Genomic DNA, 17,543 nt, shown 5'->3' with positions numbered 1-17,543 from the left:
CATCGGCCCCCTCGATCAGATGACCAGGAACAGCACGGCGCCGGCCGTGTAGACGACGAAGGACGCGACGAGCAGGGAGACCGCGCCGACCGCGGTGCCGATCAGCACGCCGAAGCCGTCGCATTGGGAATGGGCAAAGCCGATGATGGCGAGTGCTAGCGCCGGCAGCCAGTTGCCGAGCGGGATCGGCAGGAAGACGACAACCGCGAGCACCAGGGCAAAGAAGCCGATCAGGCGTTCGGACAGGCGGCTTTCGAGGAACCAGAAACGCGGCTTGACGCACGTTTCCGCCCGCTTCAGCCACGGAGAAAGACGGTCGACGACGAGCTCGAAGGTCGCGGTGGTCACCCCATAGTCGCCGATGCGGCGGGGAAGGTAGATGCGGCCCTCGGCCGAGGCGAACATCTGCCAGGCGATGAACATCAGCGGCAGGCCGAGAAACAGCGTGGCACCCGGAGGCATGGGCACGAGATTGGGCAGCGCGAAGACGAGGAGGAAGGCGCCGAACGAGCGGTCCTGGAGGGCGATCGCGATGTCGCGAATGGTGATCGTCGGCTTGTCGTGGCGCGACAGGCGGACGAGAACCGCCGAGAGAGGCTCCGGCACCGCCTTCTCGCCGGCTGCCGTGAAATCATACGCTAAAGTTCCCACCCCGTCGGTCATGCGTTTCAAGCCTTTTCATTGTTGCTTCGACCTGGTCCCATCCTGCTATGGGTGGATTGCCGTGGCATTAAGGCGCAACTTATTTAGAGAGGCATGCTGAAAGTTGAGTTAAAGACAATCTATCGCCGCACCTCCCGCGGTGTGCTCCGTAACGTCAGCTTGGCATATCCGCGCAATCGGCGCCCGCTTTTTTCCGTTGCCATGTTTTTGGCCAAAGCCGGTGCCATGGACGCGAAATACGAACTGATCTTTCGGGGGACGATATGTCTGCAAAACGTATTTCGACGGCCGTGGCACTCGGCCTGGCACTCCTTGCTCTGACCGCTTGCGGCAACACGATCCGGGGCCTTGGCCGGGACATGGGCAATGCCGTCGACGCCACGCAGGATGCCGGCCGCAGCGTCGCCAATTCGGTGAAGTGAGCCGCAAGGCGGGGCCGATCGGCCCGCCCGGCCGGTCCTAGCCCAGGGCGCGCAGCGCCGGGTCCAGGTCGCCATAGCCGGTGAAGTGGTATTCATAGTCCAGGCCGAGATAGTCGGCCGCCCATTTCGCCTTCGCCTGCAGGGCGGGATCGTCCGTCTGCGCCAGATAGACGATCTTGGTGTAGTTGCCGAACACCATGTCGCGCAGCTCCGGATGCCTGTCGAGCTTCAGGGGCTCGATGACGAAGGCCTCGAACTGGCGGGTGATCAGGTCCGTCAGGTAGAAGGCGGTGAATTCGTGCTCGCATTCGGTCAGGAACTTTTCCGTGCCGGAGAAGAAGGCGTAGCAGTGCGGCCCGGCGATGCGCTCGATGCCTTCCTCGGCGCAGATCCTGTCGATCTCGCCCTGGGTGCCGCATTCGGCATAGCCGATGAAGATGCGCCCGTAGCCGGCGGCTTTTGCCGCTGCGATCTTTTCGCGCAGCGCCGGCGCGATCTTCTCCGGATGGACATGCCAGATCGCCGGCAGGCATTCGAGGTCGATATGGTCGAGCCCGTTGGCGTCGCGAATCGCCAGGATTTCGCGCGCGATCGCGCCGCAGGCGATGATCTGAACTTTTTCGGCGTTCGCGCGTTTCATGGTCGTATTCTCGACATTTTTCGAAGATGCCCACCCAACATGGAGCTTTCTATCATGAACACCCGGAAACTCACCCTCGCCGTCGTCCTCATGGCATCGGCCTTCGGCCTTGCTTCGTGCGGCAACACCATTCGCGGCATGGGCAAGGATACCGCCAACACCGTCAACGCGACGCAGCAGGCCGGGCAGGACGTCGGCAACGCCGCGAACTGACAATTGCAGGGGCCGAGGTCGGACCGGACGCCGGGCATTTTCCCGGCCGGTCACCGGGACGACCGGAGCCACGAGGAGATCGGATCATGACGCTCGATACCGTCGCCAAGTTCAGCGCCGTCTACATCCTGACCATCGTCGTGTCCGCGAGCGGCTATACGCTGTGGGAGGGATACCATCCCCGCACGACCGGCGTCTCCGCCGAATACCAGACAGCCGACCGCTGACCGCGGTCGGCTTTGTCGTGTCAGGCCTCAGGCCTGGGCCGCCAGGCTGTTGTGCTTGCGGGCGATGAACTCCTTCGCCGTCTCGACGGCGACGGCCGCATCGCGACAATAGGCATCGGCGCCGACCGCCTTGCCGAATTCCTCGTTGAGCGGCGCACCGCCGACGAGCACGATATAGTCGTCGCGCATGCCCTTTTCCTTGAGCGTGTCGATGACGACCTTCATGTAGGGCATGGTCGTGGTCAGAAGCGCCGACATGCCGAGAATGTCCGGCTTTTCCCGCTCGATCGCTTCGAGATAGTTCTCGACCGGATTGTTGATGCCCAGGTCGATGACGTCGAAGCCGGCCCCTTCCATCATCATGCCGACCAGGTTCTTGCCGATGTCGTGGATGTCGCCCTTGACGGTGCCGATGACCATCTTGCCCTGCTTCGGGGCGCCGGTGGCGGCGAGAAGCGGACGCAGGATGGTCATGCCGGCCTTCATGGCATTGGCCGACAGCAAAACTTCCGGAACGAACAGGATGCCGTCGCGGAAATCGATGCCGACGATGCGCATGCCCTCGACCAGGGCCTGGGTCAGCACGTCATAGGGCGTCCAGCCGCGCTCGAGCAGGATGCGCGTTCCCTGCTCGATTTCCTCTTTCATGCCGTCGTAGAGGTCGTCGTGCATCTGCTGCACAAGCTCTTCGTCGGACAGATCTTCGAGAATGATTTCGTCGTCTGACATGGGGCGCATCCCGCTTGGTGTTTGGCGATTCAGATCGCAGTCGGCTAAAAGACTGCCTCATCGGCAGTTAAACCTCAAGTTCGCTAAAATCTCTTTTCGAAAGCGACGTCGCAGCCGTGAAAAGCGACGGGGACGAATCCGGGTTCTGTCGCAGCCAATGTCTGTCTGGCGCAAGTGGTTGGCGCATTAAGGAATGTTTCCCACGCGAATTCGAATAGCATATTGAAAAGGAAGCAGCGCGAAGCGCGACAACGAGGAAGCCCAAGATGGACGAGATCACAGAGACCGGCGCGGGCCGCCGCACCCGAAGCGAAGGTCGCGGCGCAGCCGCCAGGCGCGCATCGCGCACCGGTGGCGGTGCCGGGCCTTCCATGCCCTATATCCAGCGCAAGATCCCCGTCTATGAAGTGCTCGACGAGGAAGGCCTGCAGATCATCGAGCGCAATGCCGACATCATTCTCGAGGAGATCGGCATCGAGTTTCGCGACGACGCCGAAGCGCTCGACATGTGGCGCGCCGCCGGCGCCGAGGTGAAGGGCGAACGGGTGCATTTTCCCAAGGGCCTGTGCCGCGAACTGCTGAAGACCGCGCCCTCCGAATTCACCTGGCACGCCCGCAATCCGGCGCGCAGCGTGCAGATCGGCGGCAAGGCCACCGTGTTCGCGCCGGTCTACGGGTCGCCCTTCGTGCGCGACCTCGACGGCAACCGCCGCTATGCGACGCTCGAGGACTTCCGCAATTTCGTCAAGCTCGCCTATATGGCGCCGTCGATCCATTCGTCGGGCGGCACGGTGTGCGAGCCGGTCGACATTCCGGTGAACGAGCGTCACCTCGACATGGTCTACAGCCACATCAAATATTCCGACAAGCCGTTCATGGGTTCGGTCACCGCGCCGGAGCGCGCCGAGGATTCGGTCGCCATGGCCAAGCTGGTCTTCGGTGATGAGTTCGTCGAGAACAATTGCGTGATGCTGAACCTCATCAACGCCAATTCGCCGATGGTGTTCGACGAGACCATGCTGGGCGCCGCCAAGGTCTATGCCCGCCACAACCAGGCCTGCGTTCTCTCGCCCTTCATCCTGTCGGGTGCCATGAGCCCGGTCACGGTGGCCGGCACGCTCACCCAGATCCTTGCCGAAGTGCTGGCGGGTGCGTCCTTCACACAGCTGGTGCGCCCCGGCGCGCCGGTGCTGTTCGGCACCTTTGCCGCCTCGATCTCGATGCAGTCGGGCGCCCCGACCTTCGGCACGCCGGAGCCGGCGCTGGTATCCTACGGCGCGGCCCAGCTCGCCCGCCGCCTCGGCCTGCCGTTCCGCACCGGCGGCTCGCTCTGTGCGTCCAAGGTTCCGGACGCCCAGGCCGCGCATGAGAGCGCCAACACGCTCAACATGACGCTGCTCGCCGGCACCAATTTCGTGCTGCATGCCGCCGGCTGGCTCGAGGGCGGCCTGTCGGCCTGCTACGAGAAGTTCATGATCGACCAGGACCAGCTCGGCATGATGCAGAAGATGGCGATGGGCGTCGACCTGTCGGAAGACGGCCAGGCGATGGACGCGATCCGCGAAGTCGGTCCCGGCGCGCACTATCTCGGCTGCGCCCATACCCAGGCCAATTTCCAGACCGCCTTCTACCGTTCGGCGCTGGCCGACAACAATTCCTTCGAACAGTGGGAAATCGAGGGCAAGAAGCGCGTCGAGGATCGCGCCAATGCGCTCTGCCGTTCGTGGCTCGACAGCTACGAAGCCCCGCCGCTCGATCCGGCGATCGACGAGGCGCTCACCGCCTACATCGCGGGCCGCAAGGATTCGATGCCCGACGCCTTCAGCTGAATCAATCCCGGCACCGCCAGGGAGCAAGGCGGAGCGGCGAAGGTCGCGGACATGATCCAGGAATCGGTCTGGCGACCGCACTACAAATACGAGGGGCCGCGATGAGCGGCCTTTCGGTTTTCTTCTCCCCAGCGGGGAGAAGGTGGCGCGCAGCGCCGGACGAGGGGGCCCTTGGCGCTAGGCAGAATGGCTTCGCCCCCCTCATCGCCTCGCATGCGCTCGGCACTTCTCCCCGATGGGGAGAAGAGGGTCTCCATGATCGCGCTTCGACAGTGTTGACGAAAACACCGTCGGCTGATCCCGTAGGGTCAACTCGGCAGTAAGGGAGGCGCGATGAGCAGCCTTTCACCCTTTCAAGATAGCATCGCGGCGCGTCTCGCGCCGCATGGGCTGCACCTGCGCGGCACTGCGCGCTTTCCGCACGGCGAGTGCGGGCCGCGGCTCGCCGACGGGCAAACGGCGCGTTCGGTGCTGCTGATCGGCAATGTCGGCGGCTCGATGTGGCCGGCCTTCTGCGCCTGGCGGGCGGCACAGCCGGACTGGGGCGGGGATCATCCGCTCGACCGCTGGTCCAAGGCGGTGATCGGTGCGCTTGCCGAGGCGACCGGTGCGACCGCCTACTATCCGTCAGACCCGCCTTACCAACCATTCCAGCGCTGGGCGGTCATGGCCGAAGACCTGCGGGCATCGCCGCTCGGCATCCTCATTCACCCGCGATACGGCCTCTGGCACGGCTATCGCGGGGCGCTGGGGTTTGCCGAGGAACTGGATGAGGTAGAGGGGCACTTGTCCGCGGCCCATCCGTGCGACGCTTGCCCGGACAAGCCGTGCCTGACGCGTTGCCCGGTGGGGGCGGTTGCGGCCGGCCGCTTCGATGTCGCGGCCTGCCGGCAGTTTCTCGCCGCCGACCCGGATGGTGCACACTGCATGGACAAGGGTTGCCTTGCCCGTGGTGCCTGTCCGGTCGGCCCGGAATTTCGCTATTCGGAAGGGCAGTTGCGCTTCCATATGGAAGCGCTCGGCCTGCTTCCCGGCTAGAGGATCAGGCCGCCCTGGCGACCGGGACCTTGCGTGCGGCAGCCGGGCGGGCGGCCCTCTGCGGCATCATGGCGAGGACCGCGTCGGCGAGACGCGCGGCATTCTCCAGCGCCTTCGGCAGGTTGGAGACGTCGTTCGGGTTCATCGCCTGCAGCATGCCGCCCTTGTCGAAGACGTCGCGATAGGCGGCGCGCTCGGCAATCGCCGCAGACAGGGTGGAAATGCCGCGTGCGGCGAGGAAGTCCTTGGCGGCCTGAAGTGCGCGGGTTGTCACCGCGGCATTGACGCGAGTCAGCACGACGGAGTGCGGAATGCGCACGTCGCAGCTTTCGTCGAGTTCCCTCAGCAGTTCCAGCACCTCGGCGCCGCCCTGGGCATCCATGGCGCAGCCCTGGACCGGGATCAGAACGTGGTCGGCGAGGCCGACGGCCTTGGCGAGCAGCGCGTCCTGGCTGGACGGCAGGTCGATGAGGATATAGCCGCCGCGCTTCTTCGCCCTGGCGGTCGCGGCTTCAATCGTCTCTTCGTTGACCGGGGCAACCGAAATCAGGCTGCTGGCGCCGGCAATCGCATGCCAGCGGCTGATCCAGCCGCGCGGGTCGGCATCGAGGATGGTCACGCGGTTGCCGCGTCCGGCGAGTTCGCTGGCGAGAATGAGGACTGCCGTGGTCTTGCCGGCGCCGCCCTTGGTGTTGGCAAATGTCAGTACTGGCATTTCGTTTCCTTCATGAAAAAAGGGTCCGAGCCGAGTCATCGCTCCAATTGGCAGCGTGGGGCATGCTGCCGACGGACATCCTTGGCGGCGATGGTTAACGAAAGGTAAATGCCCGGCATGTTTCGTTAATGATCGGTGGGGCCGATCTCCGGCTGGCGGTGCGCCGATGAAGGCGGTAAAGCTGTCCCCGGACTTTAAGGCGGGGCGTCATGCGGTTGATTTTCATCACCTTGTTTTTGCTGCTTGCGGCGCTGCCGGCGGCGGCTGCGAAGGCCGAGGACACTTGTTCGGCGCTCCAGCACGGCGGGATTTCCTATACCGTCTGCACCGTCGATCCCGCCCGGTCCCTGATGCGAATCTATCACCGCGACCCACAGGGCCAGCCTTTCGGCAGTTTTGATTCCCTCGCACGCCAGCTCTGGAAGGAGCGGCACTACCCGATCGTCGCGATGAATGGCGGCATGTATCACGACGATCTGTCGGCGGTCGGGCTGTTCGTCGAGCACGGATTCGAGCGGCAGGCGATCAGCACCAAGGCGGGCTGGGGCAATTTCCACCTGCTGCCGAACGGCGTCTTCTGGCTGAAGGGTGGCCAGGCAGGGGTGACGGAAACCAGGCGCTACCTGATGGATAAGATCGCGGCGGACTATGCCACCCAGTCGGGGCCGATGCTGGTGATCGACGGGCAGATCCACCCGCGTTTCCTGCCTGACAGCGACAGCCTGAAGTTCCGCAACGGCATCGGCGTCGATCAGGCGGGCAGGGTGCACATGGTTATTTCGGAGACGCCGGTGCGGTTCTACGACTTTGCCCTGCTGTTCCGCGACGTCCTCGGCTGCCGCAATGCGCTCTACCTCGACGGCACGATTTCGAGCCTTTACGACGCGGGAACCGGGCGGCGCGACCGCCTTTTCCCGCTCGGGCCGATCATCGCGGTGATCGGCACGGTTCCGCAATAAGGCGACGAACCGCGTCTCAGACCGCCGCCTTCGGATAGGCGCGCTCCAGTCCGCCGGAGCGGACGAGGCCGTTGCGCAAGGCGAGATAGGCGGGATGCTGGCTCGAGCGGGCGGCTTCCATCAGGCGGATCTGCAGCCGGGCGGGCGCGGCATTGCCGAGCCATTCGCCGCAGCGCTCCAGCTTCAGCGAGTTGAGGAACTTCGCCTCGCTTTCGCGATCGATATGGAGCGCCAGGCCGTCGAACAGGATGTTGTCGTGTTCCGGGTTTTCAAAGACGAGCTGGAGAAAGGCCTTGTCGGTCTCGACCAGGCTGCGCAACTTGTCGGCGACCATGGTGCTGTCGAGGGTGGATGTCTGGGTTTGCGGCATTGACGCCTCCTTCTTCCATGCATGTTTGGCTGTCGTGATAGTCCTGGACGGGCCCGATGATCAAGGTCGGCCGGCGGAAAACGGGCCATCCGGAGAGGGCAGTTCCGGCACGTCGAAATGGTCGGGTTCGAGCCCCTGCCGCGCGCGCTCGACCATCATCTCATAGGCCCGCTCGAGATGGCGGGTGAAACGGAGAGTGTCGAAAAGCGGCGCGACGAAGCGGTTTGTCGCGATCCGCCCGCGGATCTCGGCAAGGCGGCCGGGATCGCGGGCCAGCGTGACGCAGAGTTCGACCATGCCGTCCTCGTTCTCGGTCACCAAATCCGGCAGACCGAGCGCGGTCAGCAGGCTTTCCGACACCCGCGAGGTGAAATTGCGTCCCTTGCAGGTGATCACCGGCAGGCCCGCCCAGAGCTTGTCGGAGGTCGTGGTGTGGCCGTTGGTCGGAAAGGTGTCGAGGGCGATATCGGCGGCCTGAAGGCGAGCGACATGCTCGGGATAGTCCGCGCGCCGGGCAAAGTGGATGCGCTCGGCGCCGATGCCGAGCGTCGCCATGAAGGCGCAGAAATTCGCCTGGGCGTCCGGGTCGTCGCACATCATCCAGAGAATGCTCTCCGGAATGGCCGCGAGCACGCGGGCCCAGAGCCTCGCGGTGCGCGGCGATACCTTTCTGACCGCATTGAACGAGGCGATGACGAAGGCGTCGGCCGGCAGGCCGAGGCTGTCGCGCGAGGCGGCAGGCGGCAGGGCGCGGTGCACACTGTCATTGGCCTGGTAGCTGTGCGGCAGGCGGCAGAGCTTCTCGTGGTAAAAGGGCTTCGACGCATCGGGCGTGACGATCCGGTCGGACACGATGTAGTCGCAGTCGATCCCGGTTCCGCAGCCGGGAAAGCCGAGATAGGCCACCTGGATCGGCGCCAGGCCGCGATTGACGAGACTGACGCGCGCACCGCGCGTATGGCCCTTGAGGTCGACGAGAATGTCGATGCCGTGCGACCGGATCAGCGCCGCGGCCGCCTCGTCGTCGAGTGCGCGGATCGGCACGATCGGCCCGTACAGCGCCCGCATGCCCTGATCGACCGACAGCACGTCGTCGTCGGTGTAGCAGAAGAGGGTGACGTCGAAACGCTCGCGGTCGTGGGCCATGAGCACACCCTGGAACAGGCGCATGGTGGCGTGCTGGTCGCAGACGTCGTTCGACAGATAGCCGATGCGGATCCGCTCGGCGAAGGCGTGGGGCACGCCGCGCCGCGCAGCGCGCGACTGCGGCGTGAAGGCGGAGCCGCCATGCATCCGGGTGATCCTGGCATTGAGGCTCTCGTCGTCGCACCACATGATGTGGTCGTGCGGGTCGTCCACGCCGAAGGCGGCGGCCTCTCCGGCTTTCATCCGCTCAAGCAGGCGGGCATCCTGGGCCTCGCATTCCTCGAGGCACAATTGCTCGCGCAGCAGGCTGCGATAGGTATTTTCCGCCTCGATGTCAAAGGGACCGCCGCGGGCCGACTGGCGGGCAAGAACGAGGGCGGGTGCCCGGCGTCTCGCCCGCTTGTAGCTCCGGGCGGCCAAAAGGCGCAGCATGCGGGCGTTCTGCGGGTCGAGATCGGCGGCCTTCGCATAGAATTGGGCCGCCTGTTCCGAATTGCCGAGCTTGGCATGGCTCTGGGCGGCCATCAGCACCAGCTTGGTATCGGTCGCGGTCCGGGCGAGCAGGGGCGTCAGCAGGGCGACGCAGTCCTGGTAGCGACCGGCCCGGTAGGCATTGATCGCGTCCGGTAGTCCTTTTGCCGGCAGTCCTTTGGGCAGTGGCATTCTCGGCAGTGCTTCCCTGAGGTCGACAGTTCGGCAACAGGCTAGGGGCCGAGGCTTATCCAAGGCTGGTGCGAGCCCTGCCGCCGGCGTGGCGTTTGGTTGACAGGCAAGGCGCGAATGGAAAGGCTGTCGCGACGATTGGCCGTCGATTCGCGCCAAGACAACCATGACGTCGCGTACCGCGGCGGGCGCCTTCCAGGTCGGAGCCTACACAATGCCAGAATTGTCCATCTGCATGCCGAGCAATCGCAATCTCGAGCAGTCGCGCGCGGCGATCGACAGCGCGATCGCCTATTGCGAGGCACGCGACGCGGTCCTGATCGTGTCCGACAATTCCGGCGATCCGGAGAAGCAGGCCCATTTTCAGAACCGCTCGCCGCGCCTCACATGGATCGACGCCGGCAACGCCTCGCCCTTCGCCAACATGCGGCTGGCGCTGGACGCGGCCAAGACTCCCTTCGTCATGCCGATGGGCGACGACGACGAGATCCACGCCGTCGAGGGCCAGCCATCCTTCGATCTCGCCGGCCTTCCCTATGACTACATGGGCGTGCTGCCGGTGAGCGTCGTCTTTGCCGAGAAGCACGGCACGATGCATTCCAAGGCCTTCGCGCTGACCGACGAGGATCCGGGCGAGCGCATGGGCCAGTACATCAGCGGCGCCAAGGGCAATAACAGCCTCTACTACAGCATGTTTCGCCGGGACGTCTTCTCCGCGCTGCTGCACGACTTCGTCGAGCATCATCCGACCAAGGGCATGTATTGCGACTGGGCGCTGCTGCTGGCGCTCATCTGTTACGGCAAGATGGCGCACGATCCGGGCACGGTCTTCCGCTACAACATGGGCAACTGGGATTCTGCGGAAAAGATCGGCGACATGTATGTCGACCTCTATCGCAATGCCGGACTGCCGGCCGAGGCGATCAAGTTCGACAGCCTGCTGATGTATCTCGACACCTTCGTGTTCGCCATGCGCCAGGGAAGCCCGGTGCCGCCGGACCAGCGCCAGCGCCTCGGCCGGATCATCACCAACCGGCTGCTCGGCTCCTTCATCCAGAAGGTCGCCAACGCGCCGGAGGCCTACGACGGCACCGTCCGGCATCTGGCGACCATGGCGCTCGAGGAGCCGGACAGCTTTGTCGAGTTCCAGATCGCCATGATGATGGTCGACCGGCTGCAGCCGGGCCTGAAGGATCGCTACGTGACCTTCGTCAGGACCCTGATGGCACCGGCCGGAACCGGCGCCTGAGGACGTCTCAGCCGCGGCGGCGCGTGCGCCGGCCGCTTTCCTGGGCGCCGGATTCCGTCGCGGTCTTGTTGCGCAGCGGACCGATCTTCTCGACGATCGTCTCGATGGTCGGGCGCGGTCCCGGCGTATAGCCGTCGATCGCGGCTCGCATGGCGGCGAGATGGCCGCAGGACGTGCCGCAGCAGCCGCCGATGATCTTCGCGCCGGCATCGCGCGCCAGTCTCGCATATTCCGCCATCAGCGGCGGCGTGCCGGAATAGTGGATCTCCGTGCCGCGGAATTCCGGAATGCCGCAATTGCCCTTGACGATCACGGTCGCGGCCGGATCGGCGGCGGTCATGTCGAGCAGGCTCGCCAGGATGTCCGAGGCGCCGACGCCGCAATTGGCGCCGACCGCGAGCGGCCCCGGACCAATGTCCTTGGCGACGCCGTGGATGTCCTTCGGGTCGAGCCCCATCATCGTCTTGCCGGCGGTGTCGAACGAGCCGGTATAGGTATAGGGCAGGCCGACCTTGACGGCGGCTTCGGCCGCGGCCCGAATCTCGTCGGCCGAGGACATGGTCTCGATCCAGGCGACATCGGCGCCGCCGGCCTTCAGGCCCTCCATCTGCTCGACGAAGGCGGCCACCGCCTCGTCATAGGTCATGGCGCCGAGCGGTTGCAGCAGTTCGCCGGTCGGGCCGACGGAACCGCCGACGATGACCTTGCGCGGCGCCTTGTCGGCAACGGCACGGGCGATCTCGGCCGCCTTCTTGTTGAGCGCATGGACGCGATCCTGGGCATGATGGAGCTTGAGGCGATGGCGCGTGCCGCCGAAGGAATTGGTGAGGATGATGTCGGCGCCGGCATCGACGAAGTCCTGATGCAGCTTGGTGATCTTTTCCGGCTGGCTCTCGTTCCACAGTTCCGGTGCTTCGCCGGCCTCGAGCCCCATGGCGAAGAGATTGGTGCCGGTCGCGCCATCGGCGAGCAGCACGCCCTTCTCGGCCAGAAGTTCGGAAAGCGGATTGGGTGCGGTCGCCATGGTTCTCGGTCCTCGTGAGATCTGTGCTGCAGGATTTAAAGGCTAATGGCCTGGGCCGCAACGGACAAACGCAGGGCAGGGTGACCGCGCCTGCCTTTATTGCGCGGCGTCGAAGCGATGGGGATGGCCGGCCGGCGTCACCATGGCGGCCATGGTCGCCGTCATGTCGATGGAACCGACGACCTGTCCCGCAGCGTCGACGATCTCCGCTGCGGTCGCGCCGGCCTCCAGCATGATCCGGGCCGCGATTTCCAAGACGGCGTCGACGGGGACGGTCGGACTTCCCGGCGGTGCCGGCTTAGGCGTCATGATCGCCCCGGCGCGTATCACCCGTGCCCGGTTCACCTCGCGCACGAAGGCCGAGATATAGTCGTCGGCCGGCTGCAGCACGATGTCCTGGCCGCTGCCCTGCTGGACCACTTCGCCGTCGCGCAGCACGGCGATCCGGTCGCCGAGCCTCAGTGCCTCGTCGAGATCATGGGTGATGAAGACCACCGTCTTCTTCAGCTCCCGCTGCAGATCGAGCAGCATGGTCTGCATGTCGACGCGGATCAGCGGATCGAGCGCGGAAAACGCCTCGTCCATCAGCAGGATGTCGGCATCGGTGGCGAGCGCCCGGGCAAGGCCGACGCGCTGTTGCATGCCGCCCGACAGCTGGTTGGGATAGTGGCTCTCGAAGCCTGAAAGACCGACGCGCTCGATCCAGCGCCGCGCCCTGGTCAGGCTGTCCGAGCGGTCGATGCCCTGGATGTCGAGGCCATAGGCGGTGTTTTCCAGGACGGTGCGATGCGGCAGGAGGGCGAATTTCTGGAACACCATGGCGGTGCGGCCGCGGCGGAACGCCCGAAGTTCGGAAGGCGACATGCTGCAGACGTCGACGCCGTCGACCAGGACTTCGCCGACCGTCGGCTCGATCAGCCGGTTGATGTGGCGGATGAGCGTCGACTTTCCCGAGCCGGACAGGCCCATCACCACCGTGATGCAGCCGGCCGGCATGGTGATGTCGATGTCCTTGAGGGCCAGAACATGGCTCGATCGCTCGTTGAGCTCGGCCTTGCCGATGCCGCCCTTCACCGCCGCGACGAAATCGCCGCCACGCGGTCCGAAGATCTTGTAGAGGCCCCGGATCTCGATGCTGCTAGCCATGGACGACCTCGGTATAGCGCTGGATCCGCTTGCCGAAGGCCTGGCTGGTGCGGTCGAAGATGATGGCGATGACGACGAGCGCGAAGCCGTTGAGGAAGCCGACGGTGAAGAACTGGTTGGTGATCGCCTGCAGCACGTTCCGGCCCAGCCCGCCAACGCCGATCATCGAGGCGACGACGACCATGGCGAGCGCCATCATGATGGTCTGGTTGATTCCGGCCATGATGGTCGGCAGCGCCAGCGGGATCTGCACGTCGAACAGCTTCTGCCGCGGCGAGGATCCGAAGGCGTCGGCCGCTTCGAGCACTTCGCGGTCGACCAGCCGGATGCCAAGATTGGTGAGCCGGATCATCGGCGGGACGGCATAGACCACGACGGCGATTAGGCCCGGCACCTTGCCGATGCCGAAGATCATCACGACGGGGATCAGGTAGACGAAGCTCGGCAGGGTCTGCATGACGTCGAGCACCGGGTTCACGGTCGACTGAACCCGGTCGGAGCGAGCCATCAGGATGCCGATCGGCAGGCCGGTGACGATCGCGATCAGCGTGCAGACGGTGACCATGGCGAGCGTCACCATCGTGTCCTGCCAAAGCCCGACCAGGCCGATCGCGGTCATGGAGAGGAGCGTGCCAAGCGTGATCCGCAGGCTGTGGCTGGCGAGGTAGACGATCGCCGCCAGGATCGCCAGGAAGACGATCCACGGCGCGCCGACGAACAGGTTTTCCAGCCAGTTGAGGAACCATTGCAGCGGCTGAAGCGCGCTGTCGAGCGTGTCGCCATAGGCGCGCACGAAGGCCTTGAAGCCGGCGTCGACGGACTTGCGCATCTCGCGCAGCAGGTCAGCGTCGAGCGCCGGAAACTCGCAGAGCCTTTGCGGCAGATAATCGCAAAGCATGTCCTACCCCCTCCAGTCCCTTCGGCCGCCCGGGGCGCCGCCTACGCCCCGTCAACCCTCCCGGGCCAACTCCCGCCAGCACGGCGGACCGCGCATCGCACGCGGGCCGCCGAACGGTCACCGCCTACGGCAAGGGATCAGAGGCCGGCCTTGACCTTCTCGGCGATGTCGGCTGCAAGCCAGGTGGTCCAGACCTCCGGATAGGTTTCGAGAAAATGCTTTGCCGCCTCCTCGTTGGTCGCCTGGTTCTCGTCCATCCAGGCCAGCACCTTTCCGACGGTGTGGTTGTCCCACTTGCGCGTCTTCAGATAGTCGATCGCCACCGCATTCTTCTCGGCGAATTCCTGCGTGACGATCGTGTAGACGTCCGAGACCGGATAGGAGTTCACCTTCGGCGCGGCGCAGTCGGCGACCGCGGTGCAGGCGTCCCATTCCGCCTTATCGTGCCCGACGCCGAAGGACAGCTTCACCATTTCATACTTGCCGAGGATGGCGGTCGGCGCCCAGTAATAGCCGAGCCAGCCGGTCTTCTTCTCGAAGGCACTGGCGATCGATCCGTCGAGGCCCGCGGCGGAGCCGGTGTCGATCAGCTCGAAGCCCTTCTCCTTGGCGCCGAGCGCCTTGTAGAGATTGGCCGTCGATATCTGACAGCTCCAGCCGGAGGGGCAATTGACCACCGCGGCCTTGGACGGATCCTCGGGCGCGGGGAAGAGTTCCGGGTGTTCGAGCGCCTGCTGCACAGTTTTGATCTCGGGATTGGCGTCGGCGATGAATTTCGGAATCCACCAGCCCTCGACACCGCCGTCGCTGAGGATTGGCGCGAGCTGCAGGAGGCGGCCTTCGGCGACGGCCTTTTCCAGCACTTCGCGGGCCGAGTTCACCCACATTTCCGGGGCGATGTCCGGCTCGCCCTTCTCGTTCATCGAGGTGAAGGTCGGCATGGTGTCGCCGGTCACCAGCGTCGCCTTGCAGCCGTAGCCGCTGTCCAGGATCATCCTGTCGACATGGGCGGCGACGCCGGCCGAAGCCCAGTTCATCTCGGCAATCGTCACCTCGCCGCATTCGGCGGCCTGGGCCGCGCCCGGCAGAGCATAGAGGGCTGCGGCAAGGATGGTGGACGCGATGAGCTTGTTCATGGGTTTAAGACCTCCCAGTCTCGATCTTTGGCGACGCACAGGCGACGCGAGGGACATGGTGCTGATCCTTGGCACCTAGGGCGAAATCGGCAGGAAACAAGCCATGCCCGTATTGGTGTCGAACGGTCGGTGCCGGCGGATCGATCGGGCCATGCAGTTCAGCCTACGGGTTCCGGCGCAGAAATCAATCTCGGATGGTCGATCGGGCACCTGTCCATGATCGGCTGACAGGAAGGACCCACGCTATAGGCCGAACGCGCCCGGCGAAAAAAATCCAAAATTCGTCAATCGATTACGGAGAGCTAACCATCCGGTAAGAAATGCCGCGCTACAACGCTCCCAACGGCGCGTAACTGCCGTCAGCGCCTCCGGAGTTGGTATTGCGTCCCGGAGCGCTGCAGTTCTTTCGGCGAAAGGGTCCTGTAGGGACCCGCCGCTTCTTCCCTCGACATCGTAGAACCGACCCATCCGCGCGCCCAAGGCGTCGCGGTCAGCCTATTGTGATTCCAGGCGAACTGGCGCAAGGGGGAAGCGTCGCGCGGCGCCGCGGGCGGTCCCGCCACGATCGCGTGCGGCGTGGACGCGGTGCGCCATGACGCGGCCGGGCGGGTGTCTTTGCCCACGGTCGTGTTTAGCTGGCCTCGCGTGAGACGATGACCATTGGGGACGAGCGATGGCAAAGGCTGTGATGCTGCAGGGAACGGGGTCCGACGTCGGCAAGACGGTTCTCGTCGCGGGGCTTTGCCGGCTTGCCGCCAATCGCGGCCTCAAGGTCAGGCCGTTCAAGCCGCAGAACATGTCCAACAATGCCGCCGTTGCCGACGATGGCGGCGAGATCGGCCGGGCGCAATGGCTGCAGGCGCTGGCCTGCCGGGTGCCGTCCTCGGTGCACATGAACCCCGTGCTGCTGAAACCCCAATCCGAGACCGGCAGCCAGATCATCCTGCAGGGCAGGGTCTTCGGCCAGGCCAGGGCGCGCGACTATCAGAAGCTGAAGCCGCAGCTGCTCTCCGCCGTGCTGGAGAGCTTCGAGACGGTCAAGGACGGCGCCGATCTGGTCGTCGTCGAAGGGGCGGGCTCACCGGCCGAGATCAACCTGCGCGCCGGCGACATCGCCAATATGGGCTTTGCCACCCGGGCCGGCGTGCCGGTGGTGCTGGTCGGGGACATCGACAGGGGCGGGGTGATCGCCTCGCTGGTCGGCACGCATACGATCCTGCCCGACGAGGACCGCCGCCAGATCGTCGGCTACATCATCAACAAGTTCCGCGGCGACGTCAGCCTGTTCGACGAGGGCATCGAGGCGATCGGCCGTTTCACCGGCTGGCCCTGCTTCGGCATCGTGCCCTGGCTGAAGGCTGCCGGTCGCCTGCCGGCCGAGGATTCGGTGGTGCTGGAGCGGCTGGCGAGCGGCCGAGCCGGCGCGCTGAAGATCGCCGTGCCGGTCCTGTCGCGCATTGCCAATTTCGACGATTTCGATCCGCTGGCCGCCGAGCCTGAGGTGGACCTCGTCTATGTGCGGGCCGGCGAGCGCCTTCCCGTCGATGCGGGCCTGGTCATCCTGCCGGGGTCGAAATCGACGATCGGCGATCTCGAGGACCTGCGGGTCAATGGTTGGGACGCCGATCTCGCCGCCCATGTCCGGCGCGGCGGCCGGGTGATCGGCATTTGCGGCGGCTACCAGATGCTCGGGCGCACCGTCGCAGATCCGCTCGGGCTCGAGGGAGAGAGCCGCACCGTCGACGGTCTCGGCCTGCTGGATGTCGACACGGTGATGGCGCCGGAAAAGACGGTGCGCAACAGTCGCGCCCGCTCGGTCGAATTCGATGCGGATCTATCAGGCTACGAGATCCATCTCGGCGTCACGCAAGGCCCGGACTGCGCCCGCGCGGCGGTGCTCATCGAAGGGCGGCCGGACGGCGCGCGTTCCGCGGATGGCCGGGTGATGGGCAGCTATCTGCATGGCCTGTTTGCCAGCGATACCTACCGGGGCAGACTTCTGGAGAGTTTCGGGATCAGCGGCGGGGGAGGCGACTACCGCCGGAGTGTCGAAACGGCGCTGGACGAACTGGCCGAAGAGCTTGAGGCGCGCCTGGCGCCCGAGTGGCTGGGGCAGTGGCTGGGCTAGCGCGTCGCGGCCGGTCAAGCCGCGGCATCGCGCCCGAGAACGCTATTCCGCGGCGACGTCGATCGGCGAGGCCATCAGCTGGTTCTGGCCCATCGAGTTGTCATTGTACTTGAAAGCCAAGATGCTGAGCACCGAGGCGATGATGACGAAGAATATGGCGCGCATGTATTTGCTCCTAATGCTCGCTCCTATAACCACATTGCGGCAAAACTGGTTCCATTGCGCCTAAATCCATCGGTAAAATCCGAACGGTCGGCGTTTTTCAATTCACATGGCGATGGCAGAGCCTCAGTGAGGTTGAACCCACTTCACGGGCAACGGGCCCGAGCACCTGATATCGGCCGGAAG

Annotated in this window: 19 protein-coding genes; 8 read left to right on the top strand and 11 right to left on the bottom strand. The window is 65.1% G+C overall.

Features of this window, described 5'->3' with window-relative positions:
- Positions 1–15: 15 nt before the first annotated feature.
- Positions 16–663: an exopolysaccharide biosynthesis protein gene (locus AC07Y0_RS07685; protein ID WP_498680193.1), complete on the bottom strand. Its 648-nt coding sequence runs from the start codon at positions 661–663 to the stop codon at positions 16–18.
- Positions 664–926: 263 nt separating this feature from the next.
- Here AC07Y0_RS07685 and AC07Y0_RS07680 point away from each other — a divergent pair, with 263 nt between their 5' ends.
- Entirely contained in the window at positions 927–1,085 is a 159-nt protein-coding gene (locus AC07Y0_RS07680) for an entericidin domain-containing protein (RefSeq protein WP_104368096.1), read from the top strand.
- A 37-nt stretch (positions 1,086–1,122) separates the two neighbouring features.
- On the opposite strand, the gene AC07Y0_RS07675 is transcribed toward AC07Y0_RS07680, so the two are convergent.
- A complete protein-coding gene (locus AC07Y0_RS07675; RefSeq protein ID WP_498676044.1) occupies positions 1,123–1,725 on the bottom strand; it encodes a DUF1638 domain-containing protein in 603 nt (200 codons plus the stop codon).
- A gap of 90 nt (positions 1,726–1,815) precedes the next feature.
- Between AC07Y0_RS07675 and AC07Y0_RS07670 the strand changes: the two genes are divergently transcribed.
- Both AC07Y0_RS07670 and AC07Y0_RS07665 read left to right on the top strand, forming a co-directional pair.
- Positions 1,816–1,938, top strand: a complete 123-nt coding sequence (locus AC07Y0_RS07670) for an entericidin domain-containing protein (RefSeq protein ID WP_232363877.1) — start codon at positions 1,816–1,818, stop codon at positions 1,936–1,938.
- Positions 1,939–2,024: 86 nt separating this feature from the next.
- Positions 2,025–2,165, top strand: coding sequence for a hypothetical protein (locus tag AC07Y0_RS07665; protein WP_498676042.1), 141 nt, complete (start codon positions 2,025–2,027; stop codon positions 2,163–2,165).
- Between the two features lie 27 nt (positions 2,166–2,192).
- Here the strand turns inward: AC07Y0_RS07665 and AC07Y0_RS07660 are convergent, their stop codons facing one another.
- Entirely contained in the window at positions 2,193–2,894 is a 702-nt protein-coding gene (locus AC07Y0_RS07660; protein WP_454745938.1) for a corrinoid protein, read from the bottom strand.
- 266 nt (positions 2,895–3,160) lie between these two features.
- Between AC07Y0_RS07660 and AC07Y0_RS07655 the strand changes: the two genes are divergently transcribed.
- Together AC07Y0_RS07655 and AC07Y0_RS07650 are read left to right on the top strand one after the other, a co-directional pair.
- Positions 3,161–4,723 carry a trimethylamine methyltransferase family protein gene (locus tag AC07Y0_RS07655; RefSeq protein WP_498676040.1) on the top strand — a complete coding sequence of 521 codons (1,563 nt, stop codon included), beginning with the start codon at positions 3,161–3,163 and terminating at the stop codon, positions 4,721–4,723.
- Between the two features lie 333 nt (positions 4,724–5,056).
- Positions 5,057–5,761: a ferredoxin gene (locus AC07Y0_RS07650; protein WP_498676038.1), complete on the top strand. Its 705-nt coding sequence runs from the start codon at positions 5,057–5,059 to the stop codon at positions 5,759–5,761.
- Between the two features lie 4 nt (positions 5,762–5,765).
- On the opposite strand, the gene AC07Y0_RS07645 is transcribed toward AC07Y0_RS07650, so the two are convergent.
- Positions 5,766–6,476, bottom strand: coding sequence for an AAA family ATPase (locus AC07Y0_RS07645; RefSeq protein WP_498676036.1), 711 nt, complete (start codon positions 6,474–6,476; stop codon positions 5,766–5,768).
- 209 nt (positions 6,477–6,685) lie between these two features.
- Here AC07Y0_RS07645 and AC07Y0_RS07640 point away from each other — a divergent pair, with 209 nt between their 5' ends.
- Complete coding sequence (locus tag AC07Y0_RS07640) at positions 6,686–7,435, top strand: phosphodiester glycosidase family protein (RefSeq protein WP_498676034.1); 750 nt, start codon at positions 6,686–6,688, stop codon at positions 7,433–7,435.
- A 16-nt stretch (positions 7,436–7,451) separates the two neighbouring features.
- Here the strand turns inward: AC07Y0_RS07640 and AC07Y0_RS07635 are convergent, their stop codons facing one another.
- The gene (locus AC07Y0_RS07635) at positions 7,452–7,805 is read right to left on the bottom strand and encodes a hypothetical protein (RefSeq protein ID WP_498676032.1); all 354 of its coding nucleotides are present in this window, start codon (positions 7,803–7,805) and stop codon (positions 7,452–7,454) included.
- A gap of 60 nt (positions 7,806–7,865) precedes the next feature.
- A complete protein-coding gene (locus tag AC07Y0_RS07630; protein ID WP_498676030.1) occupies positions 7,866–9,614 on the bottom strand; it encodes an O-linked N-acetylglucosamine transferase, SPINDLY family protein in 1,749 nt (582 codons plus the stop codon).
- A gap of 214 nt (positions 9,615–9,828) precedes the next feature.
- Here AC07Y0_RS07630 and AC07Y0_RS07625 point away from each other — a divergent pair, with 214 nt between their 5' ends.
- Positions 9,829–10,863: a glycosyltransferase gene (locus AC07Y0_RS07625; protein WP_498676028.1), complete on the top strand. Its 1,035-nt coding sequence runs from the start codon at positions 9,829–9,831 to the stop codon at positions 10,861–10,863.
- A 7-nt stretch (positions 10,864–10,870) separates the two neighbouring features.
- On the opposite strand, the gene bmt is transcribed toward AC07Y0_RS07625, so the two are convergent.
- From bmt to AC07Y0_RS07605, 4 genes are all read right to left on the bottom strand, one after another.
- Entirely contained in the window at positions 10,871–11,887 is a 1,017-nt protein-coding gene (bmt, locus tag AC07Y0_RS07620; RefSeq protein ID WP_028735189.1) for a betaine--homocysteine S-methyltransferase, read from the bottom strand.
- 96 nt (positions 11,888–11,983) lie between these two features.
- Positions 11,984–13,033: a quaternary amine ABC transporter ATP-binding protein gene (locus tag AC07Y0_RS07615; RefSeq protein ID WP_498676025.1), complete on the bottom strand. Its 1,050-nt coding sequence runs from the start codon at positions 13,031–13,033 to the stop codon at positions 11,984–11,986.
- A complete protein-coding gene (locus tag AC07Y0_RS07610; RefSeq protein ID WP_498676023.1) occupies positions 13,026–13,931 on the bottom strand; it encodes an ABC transporter permease in 906 nt (301 codons plus the stop codon). The genes AC07Y0_RS07615 and AC07Y0_RS07610 overlap by 8 nt, the downstream gene beginning before the upstream one ends.
- Positions 13,932–14,068: 137 nt before the next feature.
- Complete coding sequence (locus tag AC07Y0_RS07605; RefSeq protein ID WP_498676021.1) at positions 14,069–15,067, bottom strand: ABC transporter substrate-binding protein; 999 nt, start codon at positions 15,065–15,067, stop codon at positions 14,069–14,071.
- Positions 15,068–15,740: 673 nt separating this feature from the next.
- Here AC07Y0_RS07605 and AC07Y0_RS07600 point away from each other — a divergent pair.
- On the top strand, positions 15,741–17,195 hold the full coding sequence (locus AC07Y0_RS07600; RefSeq protein ID WP_498676019.1) for a cobyric acid synthase: 1,455 nt from the start codon (positions 15,741–15,743) through the stop codon (positions 17,193–17,195).
- A 42-nt stretch (positions 17,196–17,237) separates the two neighbouring features.
- Here the strand turns inward: AC07Y0_RS07600 and AC07Y0_RS07595 are convergent, their stop codons facing one another.
- Positions 17,238–17,360, bottom strand: a complete 123-nt coding sequence (locus AC07Y0_RS07595) for a hypothetical protein (protein WP_498676018.1) — start codon at positions 17,358–17,360, stop codon at positions 17,238–17,240.
- Between the last annotated feature and the right edge of the window lie 183 nt (positions 17,361–17,543).

Source organism: Allorhizobium sp. GW101-3B10 (assembly GCF_059424725.1).
The sequence above is the reverse complement of the archived record's forward strand: the minus strand, read 5'-3'. Positions and strand labels throughout refer to the sequence as shown.

Excerpts from the sequence above, each read along its gene's own strand:
- AC07Y0_RS07685 (WP_498680193.1), bottom strand. The coding sequence starts at position 663 with ATGACCGACGGGGTGGGAACTTTAGCGTATGATTTCACGGCAGCCGGC.
- AC07Y0_RS07680 (WP_104368096.1), top strand. The coding sequence starts at position 927 with ATGTCTGCAAAACGTATTTCGACGGCCGTGGCACTCGGCCTGGCACTC.
- AC07Y0_RS07675 (WP_498676044.1), bottom strand. The coding sequence starts at position 1,725 with ATGAAACGCGCGAACGCCGAAAAAGTTCAGATCATCGCCTGCGGCGCG.
- AC07Y0_RS07670 (WP_232363877.1), top strand. The coding sequence starts at position 1,816 with ATGGCATCGGCCTTCGGCCTTGCTTCGTGCGGCAACACCATTCGCGGC.
- AC07Y0_RS07665 (WP_498676042.1), top strand. The coding sequence starts at position 2,025 with ATGACGCTCGATACCGTCGCCAAGTTCAGCGCCGTCTACATCCTGACC.
- AC07Y0_RS07660 (WP_454745938.1), bottom strand. The coding sequence starts at position 2,894 with ATGTCAGACGACGAAATCATTCTCGAAGATCTGTCCGACGAAGAGCTT.
- AC07Y0_RS07655 (WP_498676040.1), top strand. The coding sequence starts at position 3,161 with ATGGACGAGATCACAGAGACCGGCGCGGGCCGCCGCACCCGAAGCGAA.
- AC07Y0_RS07650 (WP_498676038.1), top strand. The coding sequence starts at position 5,057 with ATGAGCAGCCTTTCACCCTTTCAAGATAGCATCGCGGCGCGTCTCGCG.
- AC07Y0_RS07645 (WP_498676036.1), bottom strand. The coding sequence starts at position 6,476 with ATGCCAGTACTGACATTTGCCAACACCAAGGGCGGCGCCGGCAAGACC.
- AC07Y0_RS07640 (WP_498676034.1), top strand. The coding sequence starts at position 6,686 with ATGCGGTTGATTTTCATCACCTTGTTTTTGCTGCTTGCGGCGCTGCCG.
- AC07Y0_RS07635 (WP_498676032.1), bottom strand. The coding sequence starts at position 7,805 with ATGCCGCAAACCCAGACATCCACCCTCGACAGCACCATGGTCGCCGAC.
- AC07Y0_RS07630 (WP_498676030.1), bottom strand. The coding sequence starts at position 9,614 with ATGCCACTGCCCAAAGGACTGCCGGCAAAAGGACTACCGGACGCGATC.
- AC07Y0_RS07625 (WP_498676028.1), top strand. The coding sequence starts at position 9,829 with ATGCCAGAATTGTCCATCTGCATGCCGAGCAATCGCAATCTCGAGCAG.
- bmt (WP_028735189.1), bottom strand. The coding sequence starts at position 11,887 with ATGGCGACCGCACCCAATCCGCTTTCCGAACTTCTGGCCGAGAAGGGC.
- AC07Y0_RS07615 (WP_498676025.1), bottom strand. The coding sequence starts at position 13,033 with ATGGCTAGCAGCATCGAGATCCGGGGCCTCTACAAGATCTTCGGACCG.
- AC07Y0_RS07610 (WP_498676023.1), bottom strand. The coding sequence starts at position 13,931 with ATGCTTTGCGATTATCTGCCGCAAAGGCTCTGCGAGTTTCCGGCGCTC.
- AC07Y0_RS07605 (WP_498676021.1), bottom strand. The coding sequence starts at position 15,067 with ATGAACAAGCTCATCGCGTCCACCATCCTTGCCGCAGCCCTCTATGCT.
- AC07Y0_RS07600 (WP_498676019.1), top strand. The coding sequence starts at position 15,741 with ATGGCAAAGGCTGTGATGCTGCAGGGAACGGGGTCCGACGTCGGCAAG.
- AC07Y0_RS07595 (WP_498676018.1), bottom strand. The coding sequence starts at position 17,360 with ATGCGCGCCATATTCTTCGTCATCATCGCCTCGGTGCTCAGCATCTTG.